The organism is Streptomyces sp. NRRL F-2580, assembly GCF_000720115.1.
Lineage (GTDB): Bacteria > Actinomycetota > Actinomycetes > Streptomycetales > Streptomycetaceae > Streptomyces.
The window spans coordinates 82395-108877 of sequence record NZ_JOIR01000037.1; the positions used below are offsets into that span (position 1 = coordinate 82395).

General features: G+C 73.5%; 23 protein-coding genes. 15 read left to right on the forward strand and 8 right to left on the reverse strand.

Annotation, left to right across the window (positions count from 1 at the left end):
• Positions 1-154: 154 nt before the first annotated feature.
• A complete protein-coding gene (locus tag IF88_RS0131665) occupies positions 155-955 on the forward strand; it encodes an SGNH/GDSL hydrolase family protein (protein WP_030720221.1) in 801 nt (266 codons plus the stop codon).
• On the opposite strand, the gene IF88_RS0131670 is transcribed toward IF88_RS0131665, so the two are convergent.
• Complete coding sequence (locus tag IF88_RS0131670; protein WP_051837897.1) at positions 925-2643, reverse strand: serine/threonine-protein kinase; 1719 nt, start codon at positions 2641-2643, stop codon at positions 925-927. The two genes, IF88_RS0131665 and IF88_RS0131670, sit on opposite strands and share 31 nt — an antisense overlap.
• Positions 2644-2923: 280 nt before the next feature.
• Between IF88_RS0131670 and IF88_RS0131675 the strand changes: the two genes are divergently transcribed.
• Positions 2924-3193, forward strand: a complete 270-nt coding sequence (locus IF88_RS0131675) for a hypothetical protein (protein WP_030720225.1) — start codon at positions 2924-2926, stop codon at positions 3191-3193.
• Between the two features lie 49 nt (positions 3194-3242).
• On the opposite strand, the gene IF88_RS0131680 is transcribed toward IF88_RS0131675, so the two are convergent.
• The 3 genes from IF88_RS0131680 to IF88_RS0131690 are packed head-to-tail and all read right to left on the reverse strand — an operon-like array spanning position 3243 to position 6288.
• On the reverse strand, positions 3243-4475 hold the full coding sequence (locus tag IF88_RS0131680) for a CaiB/BaiF CoA transferase family protein (RefSeq protein WP_051837899.1): 1233 nt from the start codon (positions 4473-4475) through the stop codon (positions 3243-3245).
• A 56-nt stretch (positions 4476-4531) separates the two neighbouring features.
• Positions 4532-5329 (reverse strand): ABC transporter permease, encoded by a 798-nt coding sequence (locus IF88_RS0131685; RefSeq protein ID WP_030720229.1) that lies wholly within the window; start codon positions 5327-5329, stop codon positions 4532-4534.
• On the reverse strand, positions 5326-6288 hold the full coding sequence (locus tag IF88_RS0131690) for a daunorubicin resistance protein DrrA family ABC transporter ATP-binding protein (RefSeq protein WP_030720232.1): 963 nt from the start codon (positions 6286-6288) through the stop codon (positions 5326-5328). Before IF88_RS0131690 ends, IF88_RS0131685 begins: the two co-directional genes overlap by 4 nt.
• Positions 6289-6366: 78 nt before the next feature.
• On the opposite strand from IF88_RS0131690, the gene IF88_RS0131695 reads away from it, so the two are divergent.
• Positions 6367-7092 (forward strand): TetR/AcrR family transcriptional regulator, encoded by a 726-nt coding sequence (locus IF88_RS0131695; protein ID WP_030720235.1) that lies wholly within the window; start codon positions 6367-6369, stop codon positions 7090-7092.
• Positions 7093-7471: 379 nt separating this feature from the next.
• On the opposite strand, the gene IF88_RS0131700 is transcribed toward IF88_RS0131695, so the two are convergent.
• Positions 7472-8596, reverse strand: a complete 1125-nt coding sequence (locus tag IF88_RS0131700; protein ID WP_158754698.1) for a type ISP restriction/modification enzyme — start codon at positions 8594-8596, stop codon at positions 7472-7474.
• 165 nt (positions 8597-8761) lie between these two features.
• Between IF88_RS0131700 and IF88_RS41160 the strand changes: the two genes are divergently transcribed.
• Positions 8762-8971, forward strand: coding sequence for a hypothetical protein (locus IF88_RS41160; protein WP_037807742.1), 210 nt, complete (start codon positions 8762-8764; stop codon positions 8969-8971).
• Here IF88_RS41160 and IF88_RS0131710 read toward each other — a convergent pair.
• Together IF88_RS0131710 and hmgA are read right to left on the reverse strand one after the other, a co-directional pair.
• Positions 8946-9695, reverse strand: a complete 750-nt coding sequence (locus IF88_RS0131710) for a GntR family transcriptional regulator (RefSeq protein ID WP_030720241.1) — start codon at positions 9693-9695, stop codon at positions 8946-8948. The two genes, IF88_RS41160 and IF88_RS0131710, sit on opposite strands and share 26 nt — an antisense overlap.
• Before the next feature lie 74 nt (positions 9696-9769).
• Positions 9770-11098 (reverse strand): homogentisate 1,2-dioxygenase, encoded by a 1329-nt coding sequence (gene hmgA / locus IF88_RS0131715; protein WP_030720244.1) that lies wholly within the window; start codon positions 11096-11098, stop codon positions 9770-9772.
• A 229-nt stretch (positions 11099-11327) separates the two neighbouring features.
• Here hmgA and IF88_RS0131720 point away from each other — a divergent pair, with 229 nt between their 5' ends.
• The 8 genes from IF88_RS0131720 (at position 11328) to IF88_RS0131755 (ending at position 23480) form a co-directional block, all read left to right on the forward strand.
• Positions 11328-13682 (forward strand): right-handed parallel beta-helix repeat-containing protein, encoded by a 2355-nt coding sequence (locus IF88_RS0131720; RefSeq protein ID WP_078893269.1) that lies wholly within the window; start codon positions 11328-11330, stop codon positions 13680-13682.
• Positions 13683-13824: 142 nt separating this feature from the next.
• Positions 13825-14640, forward strand: a complete 816-nt coding sequence (locus IF88_RS0131725) for a hypothetical protein (RefSeq protein ID WP_030720248.1) — start codon at positions 13825-13827, stop codon at positions 14638-14640.
• 169 nt (positions 14641-14809) lie between these two features.
• Positions 14810-16111: a hypothetical protein gene (locus IF88_RS0131730; RefSeq protein WP_030720250.1), complete on the forward strand. Its 1302-nt coding sequence runs from the start codon at positions 14810-14812 to the stop codon at positions 16109-16111.
• A gap of 35 nt (positions 16112-16146) precedes the next feature.
• On the forward strand, positions 16147-16767 hold the full coding sequence (locus tag IF88_RS0131735; protein WP_030720251.1) for a TetR/AcrR family transcriptional regulator: 621 nt from the start codon (positions 16147-16149) through the stop codon (positions 16765-16767).
• 222 nt (positions 16768-16989) lie between these two features.
• Positions 16990-19221, forward strand: coding sequence for a molybdopterin oxidoreductase family protein (locus tag IF88_RS0131740; RefSeq protein ID WP_030720253.1), 2232 nt, complete (start codon positions 16990-16992; stop codon positions 19219-19221).
• 73 nt (positions 19222-19294) lie between these two features.
• Complete coding sequence (locus tag IF88_RS0131745; RefSeq protein WP_030720254.1) at positions 19295-20806, forward strand: CitMHS family transporter; 1512 nt, start codon at positions 19295-19297, stop codon at positions 20804-20806.
• A 102-nt stretch (positions 20807-20908) separates the two neighbouring features.
• Positions 20909-22321: an aldehyde dehydrogenase family protein gene (locus tag IF88_RS0131750; RefSeq protein ID WP_030720258.1), complete on the forward strand. Its 1413-nt coding sequence runs from the start codon at positions 20909-20911 to the stop codon at positions 22319-22321.
• Positions 22322-22400: 79 nt separating this feature from the next.
• Complete coding sequence (locus IF88_RS0131755; RefSeq protein ID WP_030720261.1) at positions 22401-23480, forward strand: Zn-dependent alcohol dehydrogenase; 1080 nt, start codon at positions 22401-22403, stop codon at positions 23478-23480.
• Positions 23481-23513: 33 nt separating this feature from the next.
• On the opposite strand, the gene IF88_RS0131760 is transcribed toward IF88_RS0131755, so the two are convergent.
• Complete coding sequence (locus tag IF88_RS0131760; RefSeq protein WP_199808165.1) at positions 23514-24155, reverse strand: TetR/AcrR family transcriptional regulator; 642 nt, start codon at positions 24153-24155, stop codon at positions 23514-23516.
• A gap of 79 nt (positions 24156-24234) precedes the next feature.
• Here IF88_RS0131760 and IF88_RS0131765 point away from each other — a divergent pair, with 79 nt between their 5' ends.
• The 3 genes from IF88_RS0131765 (at position 24235) to IF88_RS0131775 (ending at position 26470) form a co-directional block, all read left to right on the forward strand.
• Positions 24235-25386 carry an acyl-CoA dehydrogenase family protein gene (locus IF88_RS0131765; protein WP_030720267.1) on the forward strand — a complete coding sequence of 384 codons (1152 nt, stop codon included), beginning with the start codon at positions 24235-24237 and terminating at the stop codon, positions 25384-25386.
• 83 nt (positions 25387-25469) lie between these two features.
• Positions 25470-25757 carry a YiaA/YiaB family inner membrane protein gene (locus tag IF88_RS0131770; RefSeq protein WP_030720269.1) on the forward strand — a complete coding sequence of 96 codons (288 nt, stop codon included), beginning with the start codon at positions 25470-25472 and terminating at the stop codon, positions 25755-25757.
• Positions 25758-25834: 77 nt separating this feature from the next.
• Positions 25835-26470: a TetR/AcrR family transcriptional regulator gene (locus IF88_RS0131775; RefSeq protein ID WP_030720272.1), complete on the forward strand. Its 636-nt coding sequence runs from the start codon at positions 25835-25837 to the stop codon at positions 26468-26470.
• Positions 26471-26483: the final 13 nt, after the last annotated feature.

Consider the following 26483-nt stretch of genomic DNA (forward strand, 5'->3'; position numbering starts at 1 on the left):
CGGGTGCCCGAGTTCCCTCTTCAAACGCATCCGGAGTGAAGATTCGGGCCGCAACTCTGCCCCGAACATTCTTGGCATGGACACTTCCAGCCAGGCGCGGCTGCTTGTACCACGGACTCAGGAGTAACCCCCACAAGGAGCCGCACACATGAGCATGAGACTGTCGCGCTTCGCCGCCCTCACCTCCTCCGTGTTACTCGCCGCGGGCGCCGCCCTGTTCGGCGCCCCCCAAGCCACCGCCGCCGCCGACTTCGGCTACGTCGCCCTGGGCGACTCGTACTCCTCCGGCGTCGGCGCCGGCAGTTACGACAGCGCGAGCGGCAACTGCAAGCGCACCCCCCGCGCCTACCCGGCCCTGTGGGCCGCCGCCCATTCCCCCCAGACCTTCTCCTTCACCGCCTGCTCGGGCGCTCGTACGGGCGATGTCCTCGCCGGCCAGCTCGCCCCGCTCAACTCCGGCACCGACCTGGTCAGCATCACCATCGGCGGCAACGACGCCGGATTCTCCGACGTCATGACGACCTGTGTGCTCCAGTCCGAAGCCACCTGCGTGAGCCGCGTGAACCAGGCCAAGGCCTACGTGGACTCCACCCTCCCCGGCCAGCTCGACCAGGTCTACAACGCCATCGACAGCCGGTCGCCCTCCGCCCGCGTCGTCGTCCTCGGCTATCCCCGCTTCTACAAGCTGAACGGCACCTGCACCACCGGCCTGACCGAGGGCGAACGCGCTGCCATCAACGGCGCCGCCGACCACCTCAACGCCGCCATCGCCAAACGCGCCGCCGACCACGGCTTCACCTTCGCCTCGGTCGCCGGAGCCTTCACGGGCCACGAGATCTGCTCCGGCGACGCGTGGCTGCACAGCGTCAACTGGCTCAACATCGGCGAGTCGTACCACCCGACCGCCGCCGGACAGTCCGGCGGCTACCTGCCCGTCTTCACCAACGCGGCCTGATCCGCCCCAACGGCCGCGGGGCTCGCCGCCGCGCTCGGCGTCGGCGAGGGCGGTGACGCACTCGCCGCGGGGGAGGAGGCCCCGGCCGTCGGGGTCTCCTTCCTGCACGTCACGGAGGTGGCCACCCACTGGGTGGTCACCTCCGCCGGCCCCCGCACCTCCAGCCGGACCGCGTCCTCGAAGGTCGCGTCCGGGACGTGCGCGAGCTCGAAGTGCTCCAGCTGCCGGCTGCGCGCCCCGCCCGCCTCGTACGTGACGGACTGCCAGCCGGGGCCGGAGGTCCGCCCGCTCCGCGTGGCCCAGCGGTACTCCAGCACCACCGGGACCTGCTCCACCTCGACGGTGGCCGTGAAGGCGGGCGCGTGGTCCTCGGGCGGCGGACAGCTGCCCGTGTAGGCGGAGCGCACGGCGACGACGTACACCGAGACGTGCTGACCCGCGGTGGCCGAGGCGGAAGCCGAGGCCGCCGGTGAGGCGGAGGGAGCGGCCGAGGGGCTCGTGGTGACGGTCCGGGCCGTGGTCGCCGCACCCGTCGGAGCGCCCGAGCCGCCACCGCGGCCGTCCGCGTCCCCGCGGTCCTTCAGCAGCACCCACCCCAGCGCGACCAGGGCGAGCACCAGCACCGCGATCCCGGCGGCCAGCACCAGCCCGGCCCGGCCCTCGCGTTCCGCCGGTCCGGGCACCGGTCCCGGTCCGGGCACCGGTGGCGTGGGCTGCCCGTACGGTCCCGCCGGCGCGCCGTGCGTGCCGAACGCCCCCTGGCCCGCCCGTAGCCCACCGCCCCACGGCTCGTGCCCGTGGTGCGCGACGGCCGTCGGCGAGTCCGGGCCCGACACCGGCCCGCCGGAGGCCCGTACGGCCCCGCCGGCGCCCACGACCCGCAGCATCCGGGCCGCCTCCGCCGCAGGCAGCCGCTCGGCCGGGTCCTTGCGCAGCAGGCCCTCCAGTACGGGCTCCAGCGGCCCGGCCCGGCGCGGCGGCGGCAACTCCGCGTCCACCACGGCCCGCAGGGTGTCCAGCGGGGTGGCCTCCCGGAACGGCGTGACCCCCTCGACGGCCGCGTAGAGCATGACCCCGAGCGACCACAAGTCCGAGGCGGGTCCCGGATCGCGCCCCAACGCCCGCTCGGGCGCCAGGAATTCGGGGGATCCGACCACCTCGCCCGTCATGGTGATCGCGGAGGAGCCCTCCAGGCTCGCGATCCCGAAGTCGCTGAGCACCACCCGGCCGTCATTGGCGATCAGTACGTTGCCCGGCTTCACGTCCCGGTGCAGCACCCCCGCGTCGTGCGCGGAGCGCAGCGCGGCCAGTACCTGTTCCCCGATGTGCGCGGCGCGCTGCGGGGTCATCGGCCCCTCGGCCTCCAGTACGTCGGCCAGCGAGAGCCCGCGCACCAGCTCCATCACGATCCAGGGCCGCCCGTCCTCGGACGCCACGTCGTAGACGGTGACGACCCCGCGGTGCGAGATCCGGGCCGCGGCCCAGGCCTCCCGCTCCAGTCGCCGGTACATGCGCTGCAGTTCGGCGGGGTCCAGTCCGACGGGCGCCCGTACCTCCTTGACGGCCACGTCGCGGGCCAGCACCTCGTCGCGGCCCCGCCACACGATGCCCATCCCGCCGCGGCCGATCGGTTCCAGCAGCCGGTAGCGTCCCGACACGACGCGATCGGAGTTCGTTTCCTCACTCACACGGGCCCCCCGAGTGCGTCGCCGTGCGCCCGCGTGTCATCGGGCGATCACTCCAAGTTAGCGCAGTGCGTGCCGAGTGACCCCGGTCGTGACGGGACTCGCGGCGAGACCTTCCGCAGCGTCACCTCTGTGCGGAGAGTGACGGTCGACTCCGCTGAGTAACCGTCAACTCCCCGTCCCCATAGGGGTAATTCACACCACCGGGATACCCGGGGGCGACGCGGGGGCGATAGGGTTAACCTGCCCGGGCCGGGTGCCCTCGTACGGGTGGGGAGAGAACATGGAACAGATAGCTATGCGCAGCAGGCCGCCTCGCGTGCCTGCCATCACCTGCGGCAGCGGTGCGACCAGCTCGCGCCTCGACCGCCATCTCGCCGTGCTGGGCGGACCCGCCGTCCCGCACCGGGAGACCGCGGAGGCGACGCTGCTGATGCGCGAGCTCACCTCCCGCGACCACACGCACCGTCTGCGGAGCCGGAGCGCGCGCGTCTCGCTCTTCGCGCCGCTGCGCCGTCTGCGTCGCACGCTCTTCGGCAGCCGCCGTTCGTAACCGTCCCCGCACCGCGGCCGCTCGCCCTCGGGCCCGCGGCCTCCCGGCCCTACCCGATCACACCGTCCCGGCGCAGTTCCGAGATCTGCGCGTCTGCCATCCCCAGGGCGCGCAGCAGGGCTTCGGTGTGTTCGCCCAGCGCGGGCACCGCACCCATGTGCGGTGCCGCGCCGCCCGGCAGCCCGATCGGCGGCAGCAGGGCCCGCAGCGGACCGGCCGGTGACCCCACCTCCCGCCAGCGGTCCCGGGCCGCCAGCTGCGGATGCCCGGCCAACTGGGCCACCGAGTTCAGCCGCGCGCAGGCGATGCCCGCCGCCTCCAGCCGGCCGATCGCCTCGTCGGCGCCCAGCCGGCCCAGTGCCTCCGCCACGACCGCGTCGGTCTTCTCCCGGTTCGACGTGCGTGCCGTGTTGGTCGCGTACGCCGGATCGTCCGCCAACTCCGGCCGCTCCAGCACCTGTCGGGCGAGCCGAGCCCACTCCCGGTCGTTCTGCACCGACAGCAGCACCCGGTCCCCGTCGGCCGTCGGATAGGCGTCGTACGGCGCGATCACCGCGTGCGCGAGTCCGGTGCGCACGGGCTGCTCCCCGCCGTGCATCGTGTGGTGCAGCGGATGCCCCATCCACTCGGCCAGCGCGTCCAGCATGGACACCTCCACCCTGCCCCCGCGCCCGGTGACCCCCCGGCGCAGCAGCGCGGCGAGGACTCCCGAGAAGGCGTACATGGCCGCCGCGATGTCCGCCGCCGGGATCCCCGCCTTGACGGGCTGCTCCGGGGTTCCGGTCACCGAGACCAGCCCCGCCTCGCACTGCACGAGCATGTCATAGGCGCGCTTGTGGGCGTACGGGCCGCCGGGGCCGTAGCCGGAGACGTCCACGGCGACCAGCCGCGGGTAACGCGCGCACAGCGCGGCCGAGTCGAGGCCGAGCCGGGCGGCGGCGCCCTGCGCGAGGTTCTGCACGAACACGTCGGCTCCGGCCAGCAGGCCGTGCAGGACCTCCAGGCCGCGCGGGTCCTTCAGGTCGAGCGCGATCGACTCCTTGCCCCGGTTGGCCCAGACGAAGTGCGAGGCGAGGCCGTGCGCGGCGGTGTCGTAGGCGCGCGCGAAGTCGCCGCCGTCGGGACGCTCGACCTTGATCACCCGCGCGCCGAGGTCGGCGAGCTGTCGGGTGGCGAAGGGGGCCGAGACGGCCTGTTCGACGGCGACGACGGTGATGCCCTCCAGCGGGAGCGGTTCGGGGGCCGGTTCGGAGGACGGTTCGGGAGCCGTTGCGGTAGCCATGGGCCCTGCCTACCGGCTCGGACGGGAACTGTCACCACACGCGGTGGTGACATGCGTCATCCGCGCGCCGCCTCCCCGCGGGCGAACCTGCGCGTGGCCAGGGGCACGAACAGCACGAGGAGCAGCACCGACCACAGCAGGGCCCCGGCCACGGGATGCGCCGCGGGCCAGGCCGCGCCCGCCGACGCCTCGGCCCCGGCGTTCCCGCACAGCGCGCGCACGGCGGTGGCGACGGCGCTGATCGGGTTCCACTCGGCGACCGCGCGCAGCCACCCGGGCAGTCCGGCGGTCGGCAGGTACGCGCTGGACAGCATCGGCAGGACGAAGGTGGTGCTGCCGAGCTGGCCCGCCGCCTCCTCGCTCCTGCTGAGCAGGCCGAGGTACGTGCCCACCCACGCGGTGGCGAAGCGGAACAGCAGGAGCACGCCCAGGGCGCCCAGCGCGCCGGGCAGGCCGTTCTCGATCCGCCAGCCCATCGCCAGTCCCACCAGCATCAGCGGCACCATCGACACGCCTGTAGTGAGGAGATCGGCCGCCGTCTGCCCGAGCGGGACGGCGGTGCGGCTCATCGGAAGGGTGCGGAAACGGTCCATCACGCCGCGGTGGGCATCCTGCGCCGCCGTGAACATGCCGGTCATCAGGCCGCTCGCGGCGGTGGCCGCGAGCAGCCCGGGCACCAGGAACTCCCGGTACTCGGCGCCCGGCATGGCGAGGGCGCTGCCGAAGACGTAGCCGAAGAACAACAGCATGGTGATCGGCATGGTCTGGGTGAGGATCAGCAGCGCGGGGGCGTGGCGGGCCTTCTGGAGCTGGCGGGTGAAGACGGCTCCGCCGTCGGACAGCAGGGTGCTCATGCGGCGTACTCCTGGTCGGCGGGACGGGCCTGGGTGAGGCGCAGGAACACCTCGTCGAGGGTGGGCGGGCGCAGGCCGGCGTCGATGACCGGAACACCGGCGGTGTCGAGCTCCCGGATGATCCGGGGCAGGGTGAGCCCGCTGTCGAGGACGGTCGCGCCGACGGTCAGCCGCTCCTCGTCGAGCACGGGCCGGCCCCCGGTGAGCTGGTCGAGGACGCAGGCGGCGCCGGACAGCGCCATGCGGTCGGTGACCGTGACCTCCGCGTAGGCGCCGATGCGGGCCTTGAGTGCGGCCGGGGTGCCGGTGGCGGCCACCCGGCCGCGGTCGACGACCACGATGTCGTCGGCGAGCCGGTCGGCCTCCTCCAGGTACTGGGTGGTGAGCAGCACGGTGGTGCCCTCCTGCGCGAGTTCGCGCACCGCGCTCCAGATCTGCTCGCGGGCCGCCGGATCCAGGCCGGTGGTGGGCTCGTCGAGGAACAGCACCCTGGGGCGGGTCACCAGCCCGGCGACCAGGTCCAGGCGCCGCTTCATACCGCCGGACCAGGTGCCGGCCACCCGGCCGGCGACCTCGGCGAGCCCGAACCGCTCCAGCAGTTCGTCGGCGCGGGCCCGGCCCGTGGAGCCGCGCAGTCCGGCGAGCCGGGCGAAGAGCCGGAGGTTCTCGCGGCCCGTCAGGTCCCCGTCGACGGAGGCGTACTGGCCGGTGACCCCGATCGCGCGGCGGACGGCCGCGGGCTCGCGGGAGACGTCGTGGCCGGCGACGAGGGCGCGGCCGGCGGTGGGCGCCGTGAGGGTGGTGAGGATCCGGACGGCGGTGGTCTTGCCCGCGCCGTTGGGGCCGAGGAGGCCGCAGACCGTGCCCTCGGGGACGGTGAGGTCGAGGCCGCGCAGGGCGTGGACCTCCCCGTAGCTCTTTTCCAGACCCTCACTAAGTACAGCGTACGTAGTAGTCATGTGCGACACCGTACCGCACTACGTACGACGTACGTAACTAAGATGGGGTCGAGACGACGAGGCGAGGTGATCTGAGCGATGACAGCCGGCGGGCGACCCGCTGAACCCGAAGTGATCTGGTCCCGGCCCCAGCGGGCCGGCCGCGGCCCCAGGCCCGCGCACAGCCGCGAGTCCATCGCGGCCGAGGCGGTGCGCGTCGCCGACGCGGAGGGGATCGAGGCCGTCTCGATGCGGCGCGTGGCCGCCGGGATCGGAGCGGGGACGATGTCCCTCTACAACTACGTGCCGCGCAAGGAGGACCTGTACGAGCTGATGGTCGACGCGGTCAGCGGGGAGTACGAGTTCACCCCGCCGACGGGCGATTGGCGGGCCGACCAGCTGGCACTGGCCCGGCAGACGCGCGCGCTGATGCACCGCCACCCCTGGCTGCCGCGGCTGCTGAGCCCCGTGTACGGCTTCGGCCCGAACGCCCTGCGCTACCTGGAGTACAGCCTGGACTGCCTGGTGCCGCTGGACGTGCCGGACACCGAGAAGCTGGAGCTCGTCGCCGCGGTCAACGGCACCGTCGCGACCTATGTGGCGGGCGAGCTGGCGCTGGCCGAGCGGGCCCGGACCCTGCCGTGGAGCGAGGCGGAGGAGCAGGGCGTACGGACGGCCTGGCTCGGCTCCCGGCTGGCCACCGGGGAGTATCCGCGGCTGGCGGCGGCCCTCACGGGTGGCGGCCCGGTCCCGGGCGCGGGGCTGGACATGGCCGCGGTGTTCGACCGCTCGGTGTCGCGGCTGCTGGGGGCGTGGGGTCCGTAGCGGTGCGCCTGCGGACGTCGTCGCGCGGGCGTCGTGCGTGCGGATCGGTCCGGCGCGGAGGCGCCCGGCGCGGGTGCGCACGGCGCGGGTTGGTCCATGCCGGTTCGCCCGGCGCGGGTCGGCCCGTGCGGGTTCGCCCGGCGCGGGGGCGCCTGCGGGCGTCGTCGCGCGGGCGTCGTGCGTGCGGGTCGGTCCGGTGCGGAGGTGTCCGGCGCGGGTTGGTCCGGCGCGAGTTCGCCCGGCGCGGAGGCGCACGGCGCGGGTGCGCCTGCGGGCGTCGTCGCGCGGGCATCGCGCGTGCGGGTTGGTCCGGCGCGGGTTGGTCCGCGCCGGTTCGTCCGCGCGGGTCTGCCCGTGCGGGGTTCGTCCGCGCGGACGCTCAGAGCAGCGCGAACTGCCCGCCCGGGCCCTCCTCGTGGTGATCCAGCACCGAGGCCGGCCGCCGGGCCCAGCCCGGCGGCGGCAGCACCCCGGCCGCGCGCAGCCCCTCCGCCGACAGGCCCGGCCCCGGCTCGAACGCGGCCCGCTCCGGCGCCAGATCGGCCAGCAGTGCCAAAGTGGTCACCAGGGCGAGCAGCTCCGAGGTCCAGCTCTGCGGCCACTCGGCGGGCCCCAGCGCCTCCAGCCCGTCGGCGTCCGGGCCGCGGTGCGCGGTGCGCGCGGCGAACCAGGCCTCCAGTACCCGCACGCCCTGCGCCTCGTACTCCCAGGCTCCGGCAGGTACGGGGGAGACCGTTCCGCTCCCGAGGCTCAGCGTCTGGCTCCCGGCGTCGTACGCGAGCCCGTGCGGCCACGCCCCGACCGCCGAGCGGACGTACGGGCGCCGGCCGCCCGGCAGCCGCGGCGGCTCACCTCCGCGCGCCCCGCGCAGCTGGACGGTGAGCAGCCGGTGCCCCAGCTCCAGCCCGGACCGCCAGTGCGCGGGATTGGCGGCGAGCGGGACCTCGTGGCCGCGCGGCCCCGGCCTGCCCGCGGCGAGCACCCAGCACAGGAAGTCCTCGGCGGTGATCCAGCCCCCGTAGCGCTCGCCCAGCAGGGGCAGCAGGCCGGGGGCGATGTTGGGCTCGGCGCCGCCGGGGCGCCGGTGCAGCGGGCGGATCCGGCCGAGCCGGCCGGCCGGGAGGTGCGCGGTGACCAGCGGGCCGGGGGCCTCGACGAGGAACACCTGGTGCTCGTCCCGCACCCGCCAGAGCTCCGGACGGGCCGTGTCGATCAGCCGCTGGTCGGGCAGGAGCCACTGCTCGTCGAAGGGCTCGCGCAGCACCCGTACGGGGTCGGGGCAGGGGCCGGGCGCGTCGGCGAAACGGGCCGTGGCCGCCGAGCGCTGGCCCGGCAGGGCGGCCGCCCCGGCGGCGGGCGTGCGCACCCGGCTCGGGCGGAACAGCCGCTCCCGCTCGGCCCCTTCGGAGCCGGTCAGGGTGGCCCAGCGGGCGCGCAGGGCCGCCGGATCGGGTGCGGCCACCCAGTCCCGGCCCAGGCGCAGGCCGCCCACGGCCCAGGGCATCAGATCGTCCAGCAGCGGTACGTCTTCGCTCACGCCGCCGATGGTAGCGACGGGGTCCGATGGCCGGGCTGCGTCCAGGCCGAAGCGCTACGCTCCTTATGTGCGCAATGTACGCATACGTGAAGCGTGCGTGGCGTACGTACGGGATCGACCGAGGAGACGGTCATGAGCCAGTACGACGAATACTCGACTCCGTCGCAGGCCGAGGGCGAGCGCCTCGACGAGGACATGGACGAGAAGCAGCGCAAGGAGCGGCACCCCCAGACGATGCGGACCACGCCGTCCCAGGCGGAGGGCGAGCGCAGCACGGAGACCGACGAGAAGGAGGCCGCCGACGTGACGGGCCCCGTCAGTGGGCGTCGACCGTCACGGTGAAGGAGAAGCGGTCGCCGCGGTAGCGGATCCGCGCCACGTCCACCACCCGGCCGTCCTCGTCGTACGTCACGCCCGTGTAGTGCAGGATCGGGCTGAGCAGCGGGACCTGGAGCAGCTCCGCCGTCTCCGGGTCGGCGAGCCGGGCCTCCACCGTGTCCGTGATGCGGCTGATGCGCACGCCCACCACGTCCCGCAGCACCTTGGTCATCGGCCAGCGCTCCAGATCGGCGAGGTCCACGGCCTCGGCGAACTCCGGCAGGACCGCGTTCTCCGCCCAGTTGGTCGGCTCTCCGCTCTCGCGGTCGTGGCGCAGCCGGCGGTACGTGACCACCTCCGGCGTGGCCGGGAAGTGCTCCAGCAGCTCCCCGGCCACGGGCGTGCGCCCGTGGCCGAGGATCGTCGTGCGATCACCCGACTGCTGGGCCACGATCGCGTCGACCGAGCCCAGCAGCCGGACCGGGGTGCTGCGCAGCGCGCCCGGCTCGATGAAGGTGCCGCGCCGCCGGTGCCTGCTGATCAGCCCCTCGCCCTCCAGCTCCTTGAGCGCCTGCCGCATGGTCAGCACGCTCACCCCGTAGTGCTCGGCGAGCTGCTCCTCGGTGGGCAGGCGCAGCGAGGCGTCCGGAGTGCGCCCGAGTATCGAGGCGCGCAGGGACTGCGACACCTGATACCAGAGCGGCAGCTTCCGGTTCAGTACCAGCGAGTCGGGGGCGAAGGCGGTCACGGGGGTCACGGGTGGATCTCCGAACGGGGCTGGACAGGGGTGACGTGCAGCGCATGCAGGGTATGCAGTGCAGGTCAGGCGCGGAAGTGGCGCTGCAGACCCTGCCACACGTCGTCGTAGCCGCGCTGGAGGTGATCGGCGCCGGCCGCCTGGGCGGTGGCGGTGATCGGCCAGCGGGTCTCGAACATGAAGGCCAGGCCGTCGTCGATCTTCTGCGGCTTCAGCTCGGCGGCGCTCGCCCGGTCGAAGGTCTCCCGGTCCGGGCCGTGCGCGGACATCATGTTGTGGAGCGAGCCGCCGCCGGGGACGAAGCCCTCGGCCTTGGCGTCGTAGGCGCCCTCGATGAGGCCCATGTACTCGCTCATCACGTTGCGGTGGAAGTAGGGCGGGCGGAAGGTGTCCTCGCCGACCAGCCAGCGCGGGGCGAAGACCACGAAGTCCACGCCCGCCAGGCCCGGGGTGTCGGAGGGCGAGGTCAGGACCGTGAAGATCGACGGGTCGGGGTGGTCGTAGCTGATCGAGCCCAGGACGTTGAAGCGGTGCAGGTCGTAGACGTACGGGACGTGGCTGCCGTGCCAGGCGACCACGTCGAGCGGGGAGTGGTCGTAGGTGGCCGACCAGAGGTTGCCGCAGAACTTGTTGATCACCTCGGTCGGGCGCTCCACGTCCTCGTACGCGGCCACCGGGGCCTGGAAGTCCCGTGCGGCGGCGAGGCCGTTGGCGCCGATCGGGCCCAGGTTCGGCAGTTCGAAGGGCTGGCCGTAGTTCTCGCAGACGTAGCCGCGGGCGTCGGCGTCCAGCAGCTCGACGCGGAAACGGACCCCGCGCGGGATGAGGGCCATGTCGCCCGGCCGGGCGGCGAGCAGGCCGAGTTCGGTGCGCAGGAGCAGGCCGCCGCGCTCGGGGACGATCAGCAGCTCGCCGTCGGAGTCGCTGAACACCCGGTCCGTCATGGACGCGTTGGCGGCGTAGAGGTGGATGGCCATGCCGGCGCGCTGGGCCGCGTCGCCGTTGCCGCCGAGGGTCCACAGGCCGGACAGGAAGTCGGTGCCGGGGGCCGGGTCGGGCAGAGGGTTCCAGCGCAGCCGGTTCGGGTCCGCCGGGGCCTCGGTGAAGGGGGCGGTGCGCAGGGCTCCGTTGTCGATCCGGGTGAAGGGCGGGTGTGCGGCCGAGGGGCGGATCCGGTAGAGCCACGAGCGGCGGTTGTGGGTGCGGGGCTCGGTGAAGGCGCTGCCGCTGAGCTGCTCGGCGTAGAGGCCGAGGGGTGCGCGCTGGGGCGAGTTCCGGCCGAGCGGCAGGGCGCCGGGGACGGCCTCCGAGCTGTGCTCGTTGCCGAAGCCGGTGAGGTACTCCAGTGCCTCCGCCGTCTTCCTGGCCTGTTCGCTGCCGGCCTGCTCGCTCATGTGCTGCTCCCGCTCCGTCGAAGGAATCCTATGGTTGACAGTAGGATTCCGCGGCCCGTGCGTCAACGGGGTCCCGGAGAGTCGTGTTCCGGGTGGCCCGGGGAGTCGTGTTCCGGGCGGTCCGGGGAGTCGCGTTCCGGGTGGTCCCGTGAGTCGGGCCCCGGAGGCCCGGGACGGATTCGCGCAGAGGGGGATCCCAAAAGGTGAACATTGCTCTACTCTCACGCGCATGTCGTGGACCCGCAGGTTCCCTGCCGTGCCGGCGGCGCTCCTCGCCGCCCTCTTCGCCCTCCTTACCCTCTTCGCCGCCGCGCCCGCCGCCCGCGCGCACGAGGAACGCCCGGTCACCCTCCCCGACGGCTCCGGATCCGTACCGGAGTACCGCGAGGCGGAGCCCGACCTGGTCGTCTGCAAGACCGACCGGCCCGCCTTCGAACGCCGGATATCCGCCTTCCCGGAAGAGCTCCGACGGCGCAACCTCGCCCTGTACGAGCGGTGCGAGAAGAGCGGCTACCGCCACATCCAGGAAGCCGTCGACGCCGTCGACCGGCCCGGGATGAACATCGCGATCCTCCCCGGCCTGTACGAGGAGGAGCCCTCGCTTCCGAAGCCGACGGGGGAGTGCGCCGCACTGAAGGCCCCCGAGTCCTCGCTCGGCTACCAGATCCTGTCGTACGAGCAGCAGGCGCAGTGCCGGCACAACCAGAACCTCGTCGCGATCCTCGGCAAGACGAACCTCCAGATCGAGGGCACGGGCGCGTCACGGCTGGACGTGGTCGTCGACGCGAAGTACCAGAAGCTGAACGCCATCCGCGCCGACAAGTCCAACGGCATCTACTTCCGCAACTTCACCGCCCAGCGCACCACCTTCAACTCGCTCTACGTGCTCGCGGGCGACGGCTTCGTCATCGACGACGTACTGACCCGCTGGAACGACGAGTACGGCTTCCTGACCTTCGCCAGCGACCACGGGCTCTACAAGAACTGCGAGTCGTACGGCAACGGCGACTCCGGCATCTACCCCGGCAGTGCCTCCAACATCAACGACGGCCGCGGCTACGACGTCCCGCGCCACTCCATCGAGATCACCGGCTGCCGCAGCCACCACAACATGGTCGGCTACTCGGGCACCGCGGGGGACTCGGTCTGGGTGCACGACAACGAGTTCGACCAGAACATGGGCGGCGCCTCGATGGACAGCGCCTTCCCCGGCCACCCCGGACTCCCGCAGAACCACGCCAAGTTCGAGCGGAACCTGATCCACGACAACAACCAGGACTACTACCACCACGTCGCCGACGGCACCTGCGCCAAACCGCCGATCGAGCGCGGCTACGAACGCGGGGTCGTCTGCCCGCAGATCTCCATGCCGCCCGGCACCGGCATCATCACCGCGGGCGGCAACTGGAACCTGTACGAGGACAACTGGGTGTACGGGCACCGGCGCGCGGGCTTCTTCCTCAGCGCGGTCCCCGCCTTCATCCGGGGCGAGGAGGAGTGGTCGAAGCAGACCGACACCTCCCACCACAACCGGTACGCCGGGAACGTCATGGGCAAGGACAAGTCCGGCGCCGCCCGCCCCAACGGCATGGACGTGTGGTGGGACGGGCAGGGCCGCGGCAACTGCTGGCAGGACGGACCCGACGGCTCCACCCCCGGCACGGTCCCCCAGTGCGGTGACCGCCGGGGCGCCGTCTCCGGCGCTTCGGCCCGGCTGGTCGGGGAACCGGTCAAGCTGGTCCAACTCCTCCTCTGCGCCGACTACAACGTCCAGGCGCGCAAACTCCCGGCCGGTTGCGACTGGTACGGCGCGCGCGGCCTGGAGCGGGTCGAGACCCAGCTCGCGCTCGCCGTGGCCGCGGCCCTGCTGCTGGTCGGCGGGGTCCTGTGGTGGCGCCGCCTGCGGGGCTCCCGGCTGGGCACGGCGGCCACCCTCCTGGGCCTGGCCGGCCTCGCCCTGGACGTGGCCGGCTCCACCACGGCGATGACGGCCACCTTCGTCCCGGCCCTCGCCCTCCTCCTGCTCGGCCTGTGGTGGACCGGCGTCGGCCTGGCCCTGCGCCCCAGCCGCCCCTGGTTGGCCCGCCTGACCCTGCTGCTGGCCGCGCTCACCCTGCTGGACGCCTTCGACAAAGCCGTCCTGATGATCCCCTGGACCCCCCTCAGCCCCGCCTGGGCCCGCGCACTGGTGGCCGTCATCTGGGTCCTGTGGGCAGTCGTGGCCTCGGCCCGCGCCGGCACCCCGGCCCACCCCTCCACCCCGGGCGAAGCCCCGGCAACCGACCGCACCCCGGTCCCCGCAGACGCCGCCGGTCCCGCTGGCGCCGCAGGTCCCGCAGACCCCGCTAGCCCCACAGACGCCGCTAGCCCCGCTGGCGCCGCGGGCGTCGCAGGTCCCGCCGGCGAGGCAGACGCCGCTGCCGCCGCAGGTGCCGCAGGTTCTGCTGGTCCCGCCGGCGCCGCAGCTCCCGCCGGCGCCGCTGGCCCCGCAGTTCCCGCTGGCGCCGCAGGTCCCGCTGGCCCCGCCCCGACCCGCCCCGCGGCGTCCCCCGAACCCCCGACCAGCCCGGACCCGGCCCCGTGATGGCCTCCGCACCCTTCCCGAGCGCCCAGACCACAGGAGGCCAGCCGTGACCGGCCGCCCCGACGACGAGATCCGGTGCGACGCCCGCTGTACGCCGCCCCGCGCGGCCCGCAGGACCCGCCGAGCCGCCCGCAGGGCGGCCCTGCTCGCGCTCGCCCTGCTCCTGGCGTGCGGCGCGGCGACGGGCTGCGGCGGGCGGGCCACCACCCACCACAAGCCCGGCACCAGCCACGAGCAGGCCTCCGGCAACGTGGGCACCCTGCTCCCCACGGACGACGGCGCCGGCCACCGGCTCCGCGAGGTCCCGGCCCAGGGCGCGCCGGAGGTCCAGCTGACGGTCCGCCCGGACTCCGAGGACGGCTGGAACCTCCAAGTGACGGTGAAGAACTACCGCTTCACCCCCGACAGCACCGGCGGCGCCGCCCTCCCGGGCGCCGGCCACGCCCACCTGGAGCTCGACGGACGCAAGGTCGCCCGGCTGTACGGCCCGTGGTTCCACCTGCCCGCCGCGCAGGTCCCCGAGGGCGCGCACACCCTGACCGTCCGCCTCTACGCGGACGACCACACCGCCTGGGCGGTGTCCGGCAAGCCGGTGGAGGCCGCGGCCCAGCTCACCGCCACCGCCCCGGGCGCCTCCGCGGGCCACAGCCACGGGGAGACCGAGGCCGCGACGAAGCCCTCCGACCCGCAGCAGGCCGACCGGGCCGTCACCGTCACCGTCCGGGACGGCAAGGTCAGCCCCGCCCCCGCCCGCACCGAGCTGCGGCGCGGGGAGCGCGTCGCCCTGCGCGTCACGAGTGACCGCGCGGACACCCTGCACGTCCACGGATACGACAAGGAGCTCGCCCTGCCGGCAGGCCAGGAGGCCACCCTGAACCTGACGGCAGACCGCACGGGCCTCTTCGAGGTCGAGACCCACGAGTCCCACCTTGTCCTGACCCAACTCCTCGTCCGATGACCCCACCGGGCGGCGGTGGGTCGCAGACCCCGGCGGGGCGGCGGTGAGCCCCGTCGGGTCCAGCATCGGCGCGTCCGGCCCCGTCGGCTTCGGCATCGGAGGGCCGGGCGCCGACGCGTCGGGCATAGGCGACGGTGGCGGCATCGGCGGTGGCGGCGTCGGTCAGGGCGTGGTCCTTCACCCGACCGATCCATTCGCCGTGCTCGCCCACGGGATCGGCTCCCAGCACGATCTCCCGATCTCTGCCTTCTACGCCTTCGCCGGTGCCTTCGCCGCGCTGTTCGTCTCCTTCCTCGCGCTCGGCCTCCTCTGGTCCACCTCCCGCTTCCGCGGCGAGCGCTCGGGGCTCGCCCTGCCCGCCGGCCTCCAGCGGGTGGCCGACGCGCCGGCCACCCGAATCACCCTGCGCGGACTGGGGCTCGCCGCCGCACTCGCCGTCCTGCTCCACCTCCTCCTCGGTCCCGACGACCCCGCGCACAACCCCGCTCCTGGCGCCGTCTACGTCCTCCTCTGGGTCGGACTCGTCCCCGCCTCCCTCCTCCTCGGCCCCGTCTGGCGCCTGCTCAACCCGCTCCGCACCCTGCACCGCCTGCTCTCCCGGGCCCTGCGCCGCTGCGGCCCCGACCGCCCCCTCCCCGCCCGGCTGGGCCAATGGCCCGCCGCCGCCGGGCTGTTCGGCTTCACCTGGCTCGAACTCGTCGCTCCCGATCCCGCATCCACCACCACCCTCCTGATCGCCCTCACCACCTACGCCACCGCCCAGCTGCTGCTCGCGGCCCGCTTCGGCGAGCGCTGGTTCGACGACGGAGACGCCTTCGAGGCGTACTCCGCCCTCCTCGCCCGGTTCTCGCCCCTCGGCCGTCGCGCCGACGGCCGCCTCGTTCTCCGCAACCCCTTCCACGGACTCGACGCGACGCCCGAGCGGCCCGGACTCGTCGCCACCGTCTGCGTCCTGCTCGGCTCCACCGCCTATGACGGCTTCTCCGACAACCCCTCCTGGATCAACGCCCTACAGACCTCCCCCCTCGGCCGCACCCCCGCGGCCACGCTCGGACTGCTCGCCTCCATCGCCCTCGTCGCCACCCTGTACTGCCTGTGCGCGGCCGCCACCCGCCTCGTCAGCGGTCCGCACCCCGGCCCGCTCACCGCCTTCGCGCACTCACTCGTACCGATCGCACTCGGTTATCTCATCGCCCACTACTTCTCCCTCCTGGTAGTCGAAGGACCACGCACAGTAAGCATGGCACTGGGCACTGACAACGCCCCCGAACCCGCCCCACCACTGGGTCCCGGCCCCCTCGCCGCCCTCCAGGTCGTCGCCGTCGTCACCGGTCACGTGCTCGGCGTCGTCGCCGCCCACGACCGCTCCGTACGCCTCTTCCCGCCCGCGAAGGCGGTGGCCGGCCAGCTGCCGCTGCTGGCGCTGATGATCACGTATACGGTCGGAGGTCTCAGCCTCCTGCTGAACTAGGGCCCCTGCCGACCCCGGAAGCGAGGAGCGGCATGATGGACCCCGTGCCTCCCGCCCACTCACTGCGCCGTACACCCGTCCAGCAGCGCAGCGCCGACCGGCTCGCCCGGATCCTCGACGCCTGCGCCGAGCTGCTGGACGAGACCGGGTACGAGAACCTCAGCACCCGCGCCGTCGCCCTGCGCGCCGGAGTGCCGATCGGTTCCGTCTACCGCTTCTTCGGCAACAAGCGGGCCATGGCGATCGCCCTCGCCCACCGCAACCTGGACCGCTACGCCGACGGCATCGCGGACCGGCTCGCCGGCCTCCCCGCCACCGACTGGCGGCCCGTCGTGGACGTCGTACTGGACGAGTACCTGGCGATGAAGCGCAGCGTTCCCGGCTTCGCGCTCGTCGACTTCGGCGTCCCCGCGCCGCCGGCCGAGGGCCCGGAGGCCGACCCCAACCACCAGGTCGCCGCCCGTCTGACCGAACTGCTCTCCACGCACCTCGGCCTGACTCCCGACGCCGCACTGGAGCGGGCGGTCCTCGTCGCCGTCGAGGCCACCGACGCCCTCATCCAACTGGCCTTCCGGACCGACCCGGCCGGTGATCCCGACATCGTCGCCGAGACCCGCGCGATGATGCAGGCGTACCTCGCCCGCGTACTGGACTGATCCCGCCCTCCGCTTCCCGCTTCCCGGGCCCGCTTCCCGCTTCCCGCTTCCCGCTTCCCGGGCCCCGCTTCCCGGGCCCCGCTTCCCGGGCCCCGCTTCCCGGGCCCCGCTTCCCGGGCCCCGCTTCCCGGGCCCCGCTTCCCCTCCCCTCCCTCCCTACCGGTCGGTATGCTCGGTGCTCCCCGCGTGCCCGTGCCGCAGCCTGCCGCCCATGGAGGGCCCATGCCCCGCACCGCCCTGCGCATCTGCCCCCTCTGCGAAGCCACCTGCGGCCTCACCCTGACCATCGAAGGCGCCGCCGTCACCGGCGCCCGCGGTGACCGCGACGACGTGTTCAGCAAGGGCTTCATCTGCCCCAAGGGCGCCGCCTTCGGACAGCTCGACGCCGACCCGGACCGGCTCCGCACCCCGCTCGTCCGGCGCGACGGCCGACTGCGGGAGGCCACCTGGGAGGAGGCCTACGACGCCATCGCCGCCGCCGTCCCCCCACTCGTGCGGGAGTACGGTGCCCAGTCGGTCGGCGTGGTACTCGGCAACCCGAACGTCCACACCATGGCCGGCGCCCTCTACCCGCCGCTGCTCCTCAAGGCCCTGGGCACCCGCAACCTGTTCACCGCCAGCACGCTCGACCAGATGCCCAAGCACGTCTCCAGCGGGCTGCTCTTCGGCGACCCCTTCGCCATCCCGGTCCCCGACCTCGACAGGACCGACTTCCTGCTGCTCCTGGGCGCCAATCCCATCGAGTCCAACGGCTCCCTGTGCACCGCCCCCGACTTCCCCGGCAAGCTCAAGGCGCTGCGCGCCCGCGGCGGCACCCTGGTCGTCGTCGACCCGCGCCGTACCCGGACCGCCGCGCTCGCCGACCGCCACCTCGCGCCGCGCCCCGGCAGCGACGCCCTGCTGCTCGCCGCCCTCGCGCACACCCTGCTCACCGAGAAGCTCGCCGCCCCCGGCGCGCTCGAAGAATGGACCGAGGGACTCGGGGAACTCGAGGCCGCCCTCGGGAGTTTCACTCCTGAGGCCGTGGCCCCCGCCTGCGACCTCCCGGCCGACGAGATCCGCACCCTCGCCCGCGAGCTCGCGGCCGCGCCGACCGCCGCCGTCTACGGGCGGATCGGCAGCTGCACCGTCGAGTACGGCACGCCGGCCAGCTGGCTGGTCGACGTGCTGAACATCCTCACCGGCAACCTCGACAGGCCGGGCGGAGCGCTCTTCCCGCTCCCGGCCGCCGGCCCGCGGCCCCGCCCCGCCGGGCCCGGCAAGGGGTTCGTCATCGGCCGCTGGCACAGCCGGGTCAGCGGTCACCCCGAGGTCAAGAGCGAACTGCCCACCGCCGCCCTGGCCGAGGAGATCGAGACCCCGGGGGAGGGGCGGATCCGCGCCCTGATCGCCATCGCCGCGAATCCGGTCCTGTCCGCACCCGACGGCGACCGGCTCGACCGGGCACTGGCCGGCCTCGACTTCATGGTCTCGGTCGACCCGTACCTGAACGAGACCTCACGCCACGCCCACGTCATCCTGCCCCCGCCGCCGCCCTCACAGAGCGCCCACCACGATTTCGCCTTCAACGGCTTCGCCGTCCGCAATCAGGTCCGCTACACGCGCGCCGCCGTCCCGCTCGAAGCCGGCCGCCTCGACGAGTGCGAGATCCACGCGCGCCTCGTCCTGGCCGTCTCCGGCATGCACGGATCGGCCGGACCGGAGGCCGTCGACGAACTGGCAGTCCAAGGCGCCCTGGCCAAGGAGACCGCCGACCCGGGCTCGCCCCTCCACGGGCAGGACCCGGCGCGCCTCGCCGGCCTCCTCACCGGCGAGAGCGGCCCCGAGCGCCGGCTCGACCTCATGCTCCGACTCGGGCCGTACGGGGACCGGTTCGGCGCGGCGGCCGAGGGACAGCTCAGCCTGGAGCGGCTGCTCGCGCACCCGCACGGCATCGACCTGGGCCCGCTGCGGCCCCGGCTCCCGGGCGTGCTGAGGACCCGCAGCGGCAGGATCGAGCTGCTCCCGGACCCGATCGCGGCCGAGCTCCCCAGGCTGCGCGCGGCGCTCGCCGACCGCCCCGCCGCCCTGGTGCTCGTGGGCCGCCGCCACCTGCGGTCCAACAACAGCTGGTTGCACAACGTCCCGGCCCTCACCGGAGGTTCCAACCGCTGCACCCTCCAGATCCACCCGCAGGACGCCGGCCGGCTGGGCCTCACCGACGGCGGCCGGGCCCGGATCACCGCCGAGGGAGGGAGCCTGGAGGTGCCGGTGGAGGTCACCGACGCCGTCCGCACCGGTGTGGTGAGCCTTCCGCACGGCTGGGGTCACGACCGCGCGGGCACCCGCCTCGCCGTGGCCGCCTCGGTGCCCGGCGCCAACGTCAACCAGCTGCTCAACGGCACCCGACTCGACAGGCTGTCCGGCACGGCCGTGCTCAACGGCTTCCCCGTCGAGCTCACACCCCTGCCCTGAGCTGGGGTTTTGCTCGTATTGCTCACGCGCAGACGTCTTGTTGGCCCCAGGAGGCGGCACCTACCTTCCCCCCATGCTGACCTTCCTCGGCTTCGCCATGATCGCGACCTTCCTCGTCCTGATCATGATGAAGAAAATGTCGCCCATCGCGGCCCTCGTCCTCATCCCCGCACTCTTCTGCGTGTTCGCCGGCAAGGGCGCACACCTCGGCGACTACGTCATCGACGGTGTCGGCAAGCTCGCGCCGACCGCCGCCATGCTGATGTTCGCCATCGTCTACTTCGGCGTGATGATCGACGTCGGCCTCTTCGACCCGATCGTGCGCGGCATCCTGCGCTTCTGCAAGGCGGACCCGATGCGGGTGGTGGTCGGTACGGCCGTCCTCGCCGCGATCGTCTCGCTCGACGGCGACGGATCGACCACCTTCATGATCACCGTCTCGGCCATGTACCCGCTGTACAAGCGGCTCGGCCTGAGCCTCGTGGTCATGACGGGCGTCGCGGCCACGGCCAACGGCGTCATGAACACCCTGCCCTGGGGCGGCCCCACGGCCCGCGCCGCCACCGCCCTCAAGCTCGACGCCGCCGACATCTTCGTCCCGATGATCCCGGCCCTCGCGGCGGGCCTGCTCTTCGTGTTCGTCCTGGCGTACGTCCTCGGCGTGAAGGAACGCCGCCGGGTCGGCCTCCTGGTCCTCCCCGGCGGGGCGGCGGAGTCGGAGCCGACGCCGCAGCAGGAGTCAGGGCACGGGGAGGAGCCGGAGTCCGCAGCCCTCGTCGCGGCCGGCTTGGGGCTCCGCACCACCGGCGGCGCCGCCGCCCCCGCCGGCTCAGGCCCGGAGTCCGGTGCCGGTCCCGCTTCCGGTCCCGGTTCCGCTTCCGGTGCCGAGTCCGCGGAGGCTCCCGGGTCCGCCGCCGCACCCGGTGACGGCGACGGCGACGGCTTCCAGGGCCTCGACCCGCAGCGCCCCACCCTGCGCCCGGGCCTCTACTGGTTCAACGCCGGTCTCACCGTCGCGCTCCTCACCGCGATGATCACGGAGTTGCTGCCCATCCCGGTGCTGTTCCTGCTCGGCGCCGCCCTCGCGCTCACCGTCAACTTCCCGCACATGCCCGATCAGAAGGCCCGCATCGCCGCCCACGCCGACAACGTCCTCAACGTCGCCGGCATGGTCTTCGCCGCCGCCGTCTTCACCGGGGTCCTGACCGGCACCGGCATGGTCAAGCACATGGCCGACTGGCTCGTCGGCGCCATCCCCGAGGGCATGGGCCCGCACATGGCGCTGGTCACCGGGCTGCTCAGCCTGCCGCTCACCTACTTCATGTCCAACGACGGCTTCTACTTCGGCGTCCTGCCCGTCCTCGCCGAGGCCGGCGCCGCCCACGGGGTCTCCCCGCTGGAGATCGCCCGCGCCTCCCTCGTCGGCCAGGCGCTGCACATGTCCAGCCCGCTGGTTCCGGCCGTCTACGTCCTCGTCGGCATGGCCAAGGTCGAGTTCGGCGACCACACCCGTTTCACCGTGAAATGGGCGGCTCTGACCTCTCTCGTCGTCCTCGCGGCGGGGATGCTTTTCGGCATCATCTGACCCCGGGCCACCCCTGGCCGAGCAAAACTACCGCCGCTAGTTTGTAGGGTGTCGGGGAGGTCGGATCCACGCGCAGACGCGTACGTACTCGGGAGGAATGCCATGAAGGCCCAGGACGGGATGTACATCGACGGCGCGTGGCGGCCCGCCGTCGGAGCCGACCGCATCGAGGTCGTCAATCCGGCCGACGGCCAGGTCATCGCCGAGGTCCCGGCCGGCACCGCCGAGGACGTGGACGCGGCCGTACGCGCGGCCCGTGCGGCCCTGCCCGGCTGGGCGGCCACGCCTGCGGTCGAGCGCGCCGCCCTGATCGGGGCGCTCCGCGACGCACTGCAGGCCCGCAAGGGTGAGTTGACCGAGACCGTCACCGCCGAACTCGGCGCCCCGCTCCCCTTCGCGAAGGCGGTCCACGTCGGAGGGTCGATCGCCGTCACCGCCTCCTTCGCGGAGATGGCCGCCTCGTACGCCTTCGAGGAGCGCATTGGGAACTCCACCGTCCTGCTGGAGCCGGTCGGTGTCGTCGGGGCCATCACGCCTTGGAACTATCCGCTGTACCAAGTCGTTGCAAAGGTGGCGCCCGCTCTCGCCGCCGGCTGCACCCTCGTCCTCAAGCCGGCCGAGGACACCCCGCTGACCGCACAGCTCTTCGCCCAGGCCGTGCACGACGCGGGGATCCCGGCCGGAGTCTTCAACCTGGTGACCGGTACCGGTCCGGTCGCCGGGCAGGCGCTGGCCGCGCACGAGGGGGTCGACTTCGTCTCCTTCACCGGCTCGACCGCCGTCGGCAGGAAGATCGGCGCCACGGCCGGCGCCGCCGTCAAGCGCGTCGCCCTCGAACTCGGCGGCAAATCGGCCAATGTCATCCTGCCCGGGGCCGACCTGGCCAAGGCCGTCGCGGCAGGCGTCGGCCACGTCATGAACAACACCGGCCAGAGCTGCAACGCGCTCACCCGGATGCTCGTCCACCGGGACCAGTACGAGGAGGCCGTCTCGCTCGCGGCCGCCGCCGTCGCCGACTACCCCACCGGCGATCCCCGCGAGGCCGGCACCCGCATCGGCCCGGTCGTCAACGCGAAGCAGCACGAACGCGTCCGCGGCTTCATCGCCAAGGGCGTGGAGGAAGGCGCGCGCCTCGTCGCGGGCGGGCCGGACGCGCCTCACGAGCAGGGCTACTTCGTGGCCCCCACCGTGTTCGCCGACGTCACGCCCGACATGACCATCGCCCAGGAGGAGATCTTCGGCCCCGTGCTGTCGATCCTCGCCTACGAGGACGAGGAGGAGGCCCTGCGCATCGCCAACGGCACCGTCTACGGCCTCGGCGGCGCCGTCTGGGCCGCGGACGAGGAGACAGCTGCGGCCTTCGCCCGCCGCATGGACACCGGACAGGTGGACATCAACGGCGGCCGCTACAACATCCTCGCACCCTTCGGCGGCTACAAGCAGTCGGGCGTCGGCCGCGAGCTGGGCCCCCACGGCCTGGCGGAGTACCTCCAGACCAAGTCCCTGCAGTTCTGATCCCGCGACACCGCAGAGTTCTCCGCCCCTCCACCCTCCCGTCCACCCTCCCCAGCACCGGAAAGACGAGACGACGACCATGGTCCGCGCCGCCATCCTGCCCGCCGTCGGAGCCCCGCTGGAGATACGGGAGATCGTGCTGCCCGATCCCGGTCCCGGGCAGGTCCGCGTACGGCTCGCCGCAGCCGGGGTCTGCCACTCCGACCTCTCCCTCACCAACGGCACCATGCGGGTCCCCATGCCCGCCGTCCTCGGCCACGAGGGCGCGGGCACGGTCCTCGCCGTCGGCGAGGGCGTCACGCACGTCGCGCCCGGCGACGGCGTGGTGCTCAACTGGGCCCCGTCCTGCGGGGAGTGCCACCACTGCACCATCGGTGAGGTCTGGCTCTGCGCCAAGGCGCTCAGCGGGGTCGGGGCGGTCTACGCGCACGACGCGCAGGGCACCGAGCTGCACCCCGGGCTGAACGTGGCCGCCTTCGCCGAGGAGACCGTCGTCGCGGCCAACTGCGTGCTGCCCGCGCCCGCCGGGATCCCGCTGGCCGAGGCCGCCCTGCTCGGCTGCGCCGTCCTCACCGGCTACGGGGCCGTCCACCACAGTGCCCAGGTCCGGCCCGGCGAGTCGGTGGCCGTCTTCGGTGTCGGCGGGGTCGGCCTGGCCGCCCTCCAGGCCGCCCGGATCGCGCAGGCGGGCCCGGTCATCGCCGTCGACGTGTCCCCGGCCAAGGAGGAACTGGCCCGCGCGGCCGGGGCCACCGAGTTCGTGCTCGCCTCCGACACCACCGCCCAGCAGATCCGCGCGCTCACCGGCGGGCAGGGCGCGGACGTCGCCGTCGAGTGCGTCGGCCGGGCCGAGACCATCCGCGGAGCCTGGGAGTCCACCCGCCGCGGCGGCCGGACCACGGTCGTCGGCATCGGCGGCAAGGACCAGCAGGTCACCTTCCACGCCCTGGAGATCTTCCACTTCGCCCGCACCCTCACGGGCTGCGTCTACGGCAACAGCGACCCCGCCCGCGACCTGCCGGTGATCGCCGAGCACGTCCGCGCGGGCCGCCTCGACCTCGGCGCCCTGGTCACCGACCGCATCACCCTCGACGGCATCCCGGCCGCCTTCGACGCCATGCTGGCGGGCAAGGGCGGCCGCTCCCTGGTCGTCTTCTAGCCGTACCGCCGCCGGCGCCGCCGCGCTGAGGTGTTACGCGGTCTCCTCCAACGCCTCGTACTGGAGGGCCAGGCCGTCCAGCAGTGCCGCCAGGCCCGTCTCGAAGGCGCCCTCGTCCACCTCGCGCTGCCGCTCGGCCAGCAGGTGGGCCTGGCCCAGGTGGGGGTAGTCGGCCGGGTCGTACGCGGTGCGGTCGTCCACGAAGCCCCGGGCGAAGGAGCCCACGGCGGAGCCCAGGATGAAGTACCGCATCAGCGCGCCGATCCGGGTCGCCTGCGCCGGCGGCCAGCCGGCCGCCGTCATCGCGCCGAACACCGCGTCCGCCAGCCGCAGTCCGGCCGGGCGGCGGCCCGGCCCGCGGGCCAGCACCGGCACGATGTTCGGATGGTCCGCCAGGGCGTCGCGGTACGAGTGCGCCCACGCGTGCAGGGAGGCCCGCCAGTCCCGGCCGCCGTCGAACATCGACAAGTCGACCCGTGCGCTCACCGAGTCCGCCACCGCGTCCAGGATCTCGTCCTTGGTGCGGAAGTGGTTGTAGAGCGAGGGCCCGCTGACGCCGAGCGCGGCCGCCAGCCGCCGCGTCGACACCGCCTCCAGCCCCTCCGCGTCCACCAGCGCGCCGGCCGCCTCGACGATGCGGTCGCGGCTGAGGAGGGGCTTGCGCGGTCTGGCCATGCGCCACATAGTAGGGCCTGGCCGCCATAAACTACCGGTGCTAGTTAAACGCCCCGGACGAGACGCCCGGAGGTGCCCGGTGAACCTGGAGCTGAGCGAGGAGCAGAGCGCCGTACGCCGGCTCGCCCGCGAGTTCACCGAGCGCGAGGTCATCCCGTACGCGGCGGCGTGGGACCGCGCCGAGAGCGTCGATCGGTCCATCGTCAAGAAACTCGGCGACCTCGGCTTCCTCGGCCTGACCGTTCCCGAGGAGTACGGCGGCTCCGGCGGCGACCACCTCGCCTACGTCCTCGTCACCGAGGAGCTCGGACGCGGCGACTCCGCCGTGCGCGGGATCGTCTCCGTCTCCCTCGGCCTCGTCGCCAAGACCCTCGCCGCGTGGGGGACCGAGGAGCAGAAGCACGCCTGGCTGCCCCGCCTCTGCTCCGGCGAGGCGCTCGGCTGCTTCGGCCTGACCGAGCCCGGCACCGGCTCCGACGCGGGCGCCCTCACCACCCGCGCCGTGCGCGAGGGCGACGCGTACGTCATCAGCGGCAGCAAGATGTTCATCACCAACGGCACCTGGGCCGATGTGGTGCTGCTCTTCGCCCGCACCGGCGACGAGCCCGGCCACCGCGGGATATCCGCCTTCCTCGTCCCCACCGACACGCCCGGCCTGACCCGCCGCGAGATCCACGGCAAGCTGGGCCTGCGCGGCCAGGCCACCGCCGAGCTCGCCCTCGACGGCGTCCGCGTCCCCGCCTCCGCGATGCTCGGCCCCGAGGGCAAGGGCTTCTCGGTCGCCATGTCCGCCCTCGCCAAGGGCCGGATGTCGGTCGCCGCCGGCTGCGTCGGCATCGCCCAGGCGGCCCTGGACGCGGCCGTCTCGTACGCCGCCCAGCGCGAGCAGTTCGGCAAGCCGATCGCCCACCACCAGCTGGTGCAGGAGCTGATCGCCGACATCTCCGTCGACGTGGACGCGGCCCGGCTGCTGACCTGGCGGGTCGCGGACCTCATCGACCGCGGTCAGCCCTTCGCCACCGAGTCCTCCACCGCCAAGCTCTTCGCCTCCGAGGCCGCCGTGCGCGCCGCGAGCAACGCCCTCCAGGTGCACGGAGGCTACGGCTACATCGACGAGTACCCGGCCGGCAAACTGCTGCGCGACGCGCGCGTGATGACCCTGTACGAGGGCACCAGCCAGATCCAGAAGCTGCTCATCGGCCGTGCCCGCACCGGGGTTTCCGCCTTCTGAGCCCCGGCCGGGCGGGCCGGATGAGTACCCGCATGAGTACGCGTGCGGATGTGTCCGCGCCCGCCGCGCCCGATGCTCGACCCATGAACGAGACACCGGTCAAGCAGCAGAGCACGGGGGCGTACTACGGCCAGGCCGTCGCCTCCTTCGGCATCGCCATCGGCGCGGTGTCCGTGGGGATCTACAACCTGGAGGCGAACGGCTGGGTCCGTGCCTTCCTCGGCATCGCGGTCCTCTACCTCACCACCTCGGCCTTCACCCTCGCCAAGGTGATCCGCGACCGCCAGGAGGTCACGCAGATCGTCAGCAGGGTGGATCAGGCCAGGATGGAGAAGATCATGGCCGAGTACGACCCCTTCGCGCCGAAGTAGTCGGCCTGGCCGCACTAAGCGCTTGCTCACCCTCCGGTAGGGTGTTCACTTCCACACGGCGAAGAGGTGAGCGAGCGATGGACAGCGCGGAGGAGACGGTCGGCGGATACCGGCCGTGGTCCGAGGTCACGCCCGACGCCGCACGGCGGCTGCTCGTGGCCGCCGTCGAGGCCTTCGCCGAGCGCGGGTACCACGCCACCACCACACGTGACATCGCGGGCCGGGCCGGCATGAGCCCGGCCGCGCTCTACATCCACTACAAGACCAAGGAAGAGCTGCTCCACCGGATCAGCCGGATCGGCCACGACAAGGCGCTGGAGATCCTGACCACCGCGGCCGAGGGCCCCGGCTGCGCCGCCGAGCGGCTCGACGCCGCCGTACGGTCCTTCGTGCGGTGGCACGCGGCGCACCACACCACCGCGCGCGTGGTCCAGTACGAGCTCGACGCTCTCGCTCCGGAGCACCGCTCCGAGATCGTGGCACTGCGCCGGCAGAGCGATGCCGCCGTCCGCCGGATCCTCGCCGACGGGGTCGCGGCGGGGGAGTTCGACGTCCCGGACGTGCCGGGCACCACCCTCGCGGTGCTGTCGCTGTGCATCGACGTGGCCCGCTGGTTCAACGTGGCCGGGCAGCGCACGCCCGACGAGGTCGGCGGGCTCTACGCCGACCTCGTGCTCCGCATGGTGGCCGCGCGGCCCCGCCCCCGGAAGTAGTCCGCCGGAAGCA

What these genes read in the sequence shown, in the direction of transcription:
- IF88_RS0131740 (WP_030720253.1), top strand. Translation starts at nt 16,990, where the DNA reads ATGCCCCGCACCGCCCTGCGCATCTGCCCCCTCTGCGAAGCCACCTGC.
- IF88_RS41160 (WP_037807742.1), top strand. Translation starts at nt 8,762, where the DNA reads ATGAGCCAGTACGACGAATACTCGACTCCGTCGCAGGCCGAGGGCGAG.
- IF88_RS0131745 (WP_030720254.1), top strand. Translation starts at nt 19,295, where the DNA reads ATGCTGACCTTCCTCGGCTTCGCCATGATCGCGACCTTCCTCGTCCTG.
- IF88_RS0131775 (WP_030720272.1), top strand. Translation starts at nt 25,835, where the DNA reads ATGGACAGCGCGGAGGAGACGGTCGGCGGATACCGGCCGTGGTCCGAG.
- IF88_RS0131760 (WP_199808165.1), bottom strand. Translation starts at nt 24,155, where the DNA reads ATGGCCAGACCGCGCAAGCCCCTCCTCAGCCGCGACCGCATCGTCGAG.
- IF88_RS0131700 (WP_158754698.1), bottom strand. Translation starts at nt 8,596, where the DNA reads ATGCCCTGGGCCGTGGGCGGCCTGCGCCTGGGCCGGGACTGGGTGGCC.
- IF88_RS0131680 (WP_051837899.1), bottom strand. Translation starts at nt 4,475, where the DNA reads ATGGCTACCGCAACGGCTCCCGAACCGTCCTCCGAACCGGCCCCCGAA.
- IF88_RS0131695 (WP_030720235.1), top strand. Translation starts at nt 6,367, where the DNA reads ATGACAGCCGGCGGGCGACCCGCTGAACCCGAAGTGATCTGGTCCCGG.
- IF88_RS0131720 (WP_078893269.1), top strand. Translation starts at nt 11,328, where the DNA reads ATGTCGTGGACCCGCAGGTTCCCTGCCGTGCCGGCGGCGCTCCTCGCC.
- IF88_RS0131675 (WP_030720225.1), top strand. Translation starts at nt 2,924, where the DNA reads ATGGAACAGATAGCTATGCGCAGCAGGCCGCCTCGCGTGCCTGCCATC.
- IF88_RS0131755 (WP_030720261.1), top strand. Translation starts at nt 22,401, where the DNA reads ATGGTCCGCGCCGCCATCCTGCCCGCCGTCGGAGCCCCGCTGGAGATA.
- hmgA (WP_030720244.1), bottom strand. Translation starts at nt 11,098, where the DNA reads ATGAGCGAGCAGGCCGGCAGCGAACAGGCCAGGAAGACGGCGGAGGCA.
- IF88_RS0131770 (WP_030720269.1), top strand. Translation starts at nt 25,470, where the DNA reads ATGAACGAGACACCGGTCAAGCAGCAGAGCACGGGGGCGTACTACGGC.
- IF88_RS0131690 (WP_030720232.1), bottom strand. Translation starts at nt 6,288, where the DNA reads ATGACTACTACGTACGCTGTACTTAGTGAGGGTCTGGAAAAGAGCTAC.
- IF88_RS0131665 (WP_030720221.1), top strand. Translation starts at nt 155, where the DNA reads ATGAGACTGTCGCGCTTCGCCGCCCTCACCTCCTCCGTGTTACTCGCC.
- IF88_RS0131685 (WP_030720229.1), bottom strand. Translation starts at nt 5,329, where the DNA reads ATGAGCACCCTGCTGTCCGACGGCGGAGCCGTCTTCACCCGCCAGCTC.
- IF88_RS0131750 (WP_030720258.1), top strand. Translation starts at nt 20,909, where the DNA reads ATGAAGGCCCAGGACGGGATGTACATCGACGGCGCGTGGCGGCCCGCC.
- IF88_RS0131735 (WP_030720251.1), top strand. Translation starts at nt 16,147, where the DNA reads ATGGACCCCGTGCCTCCCGCCCACTCACTGCGCCGTACACCCGTCCAG.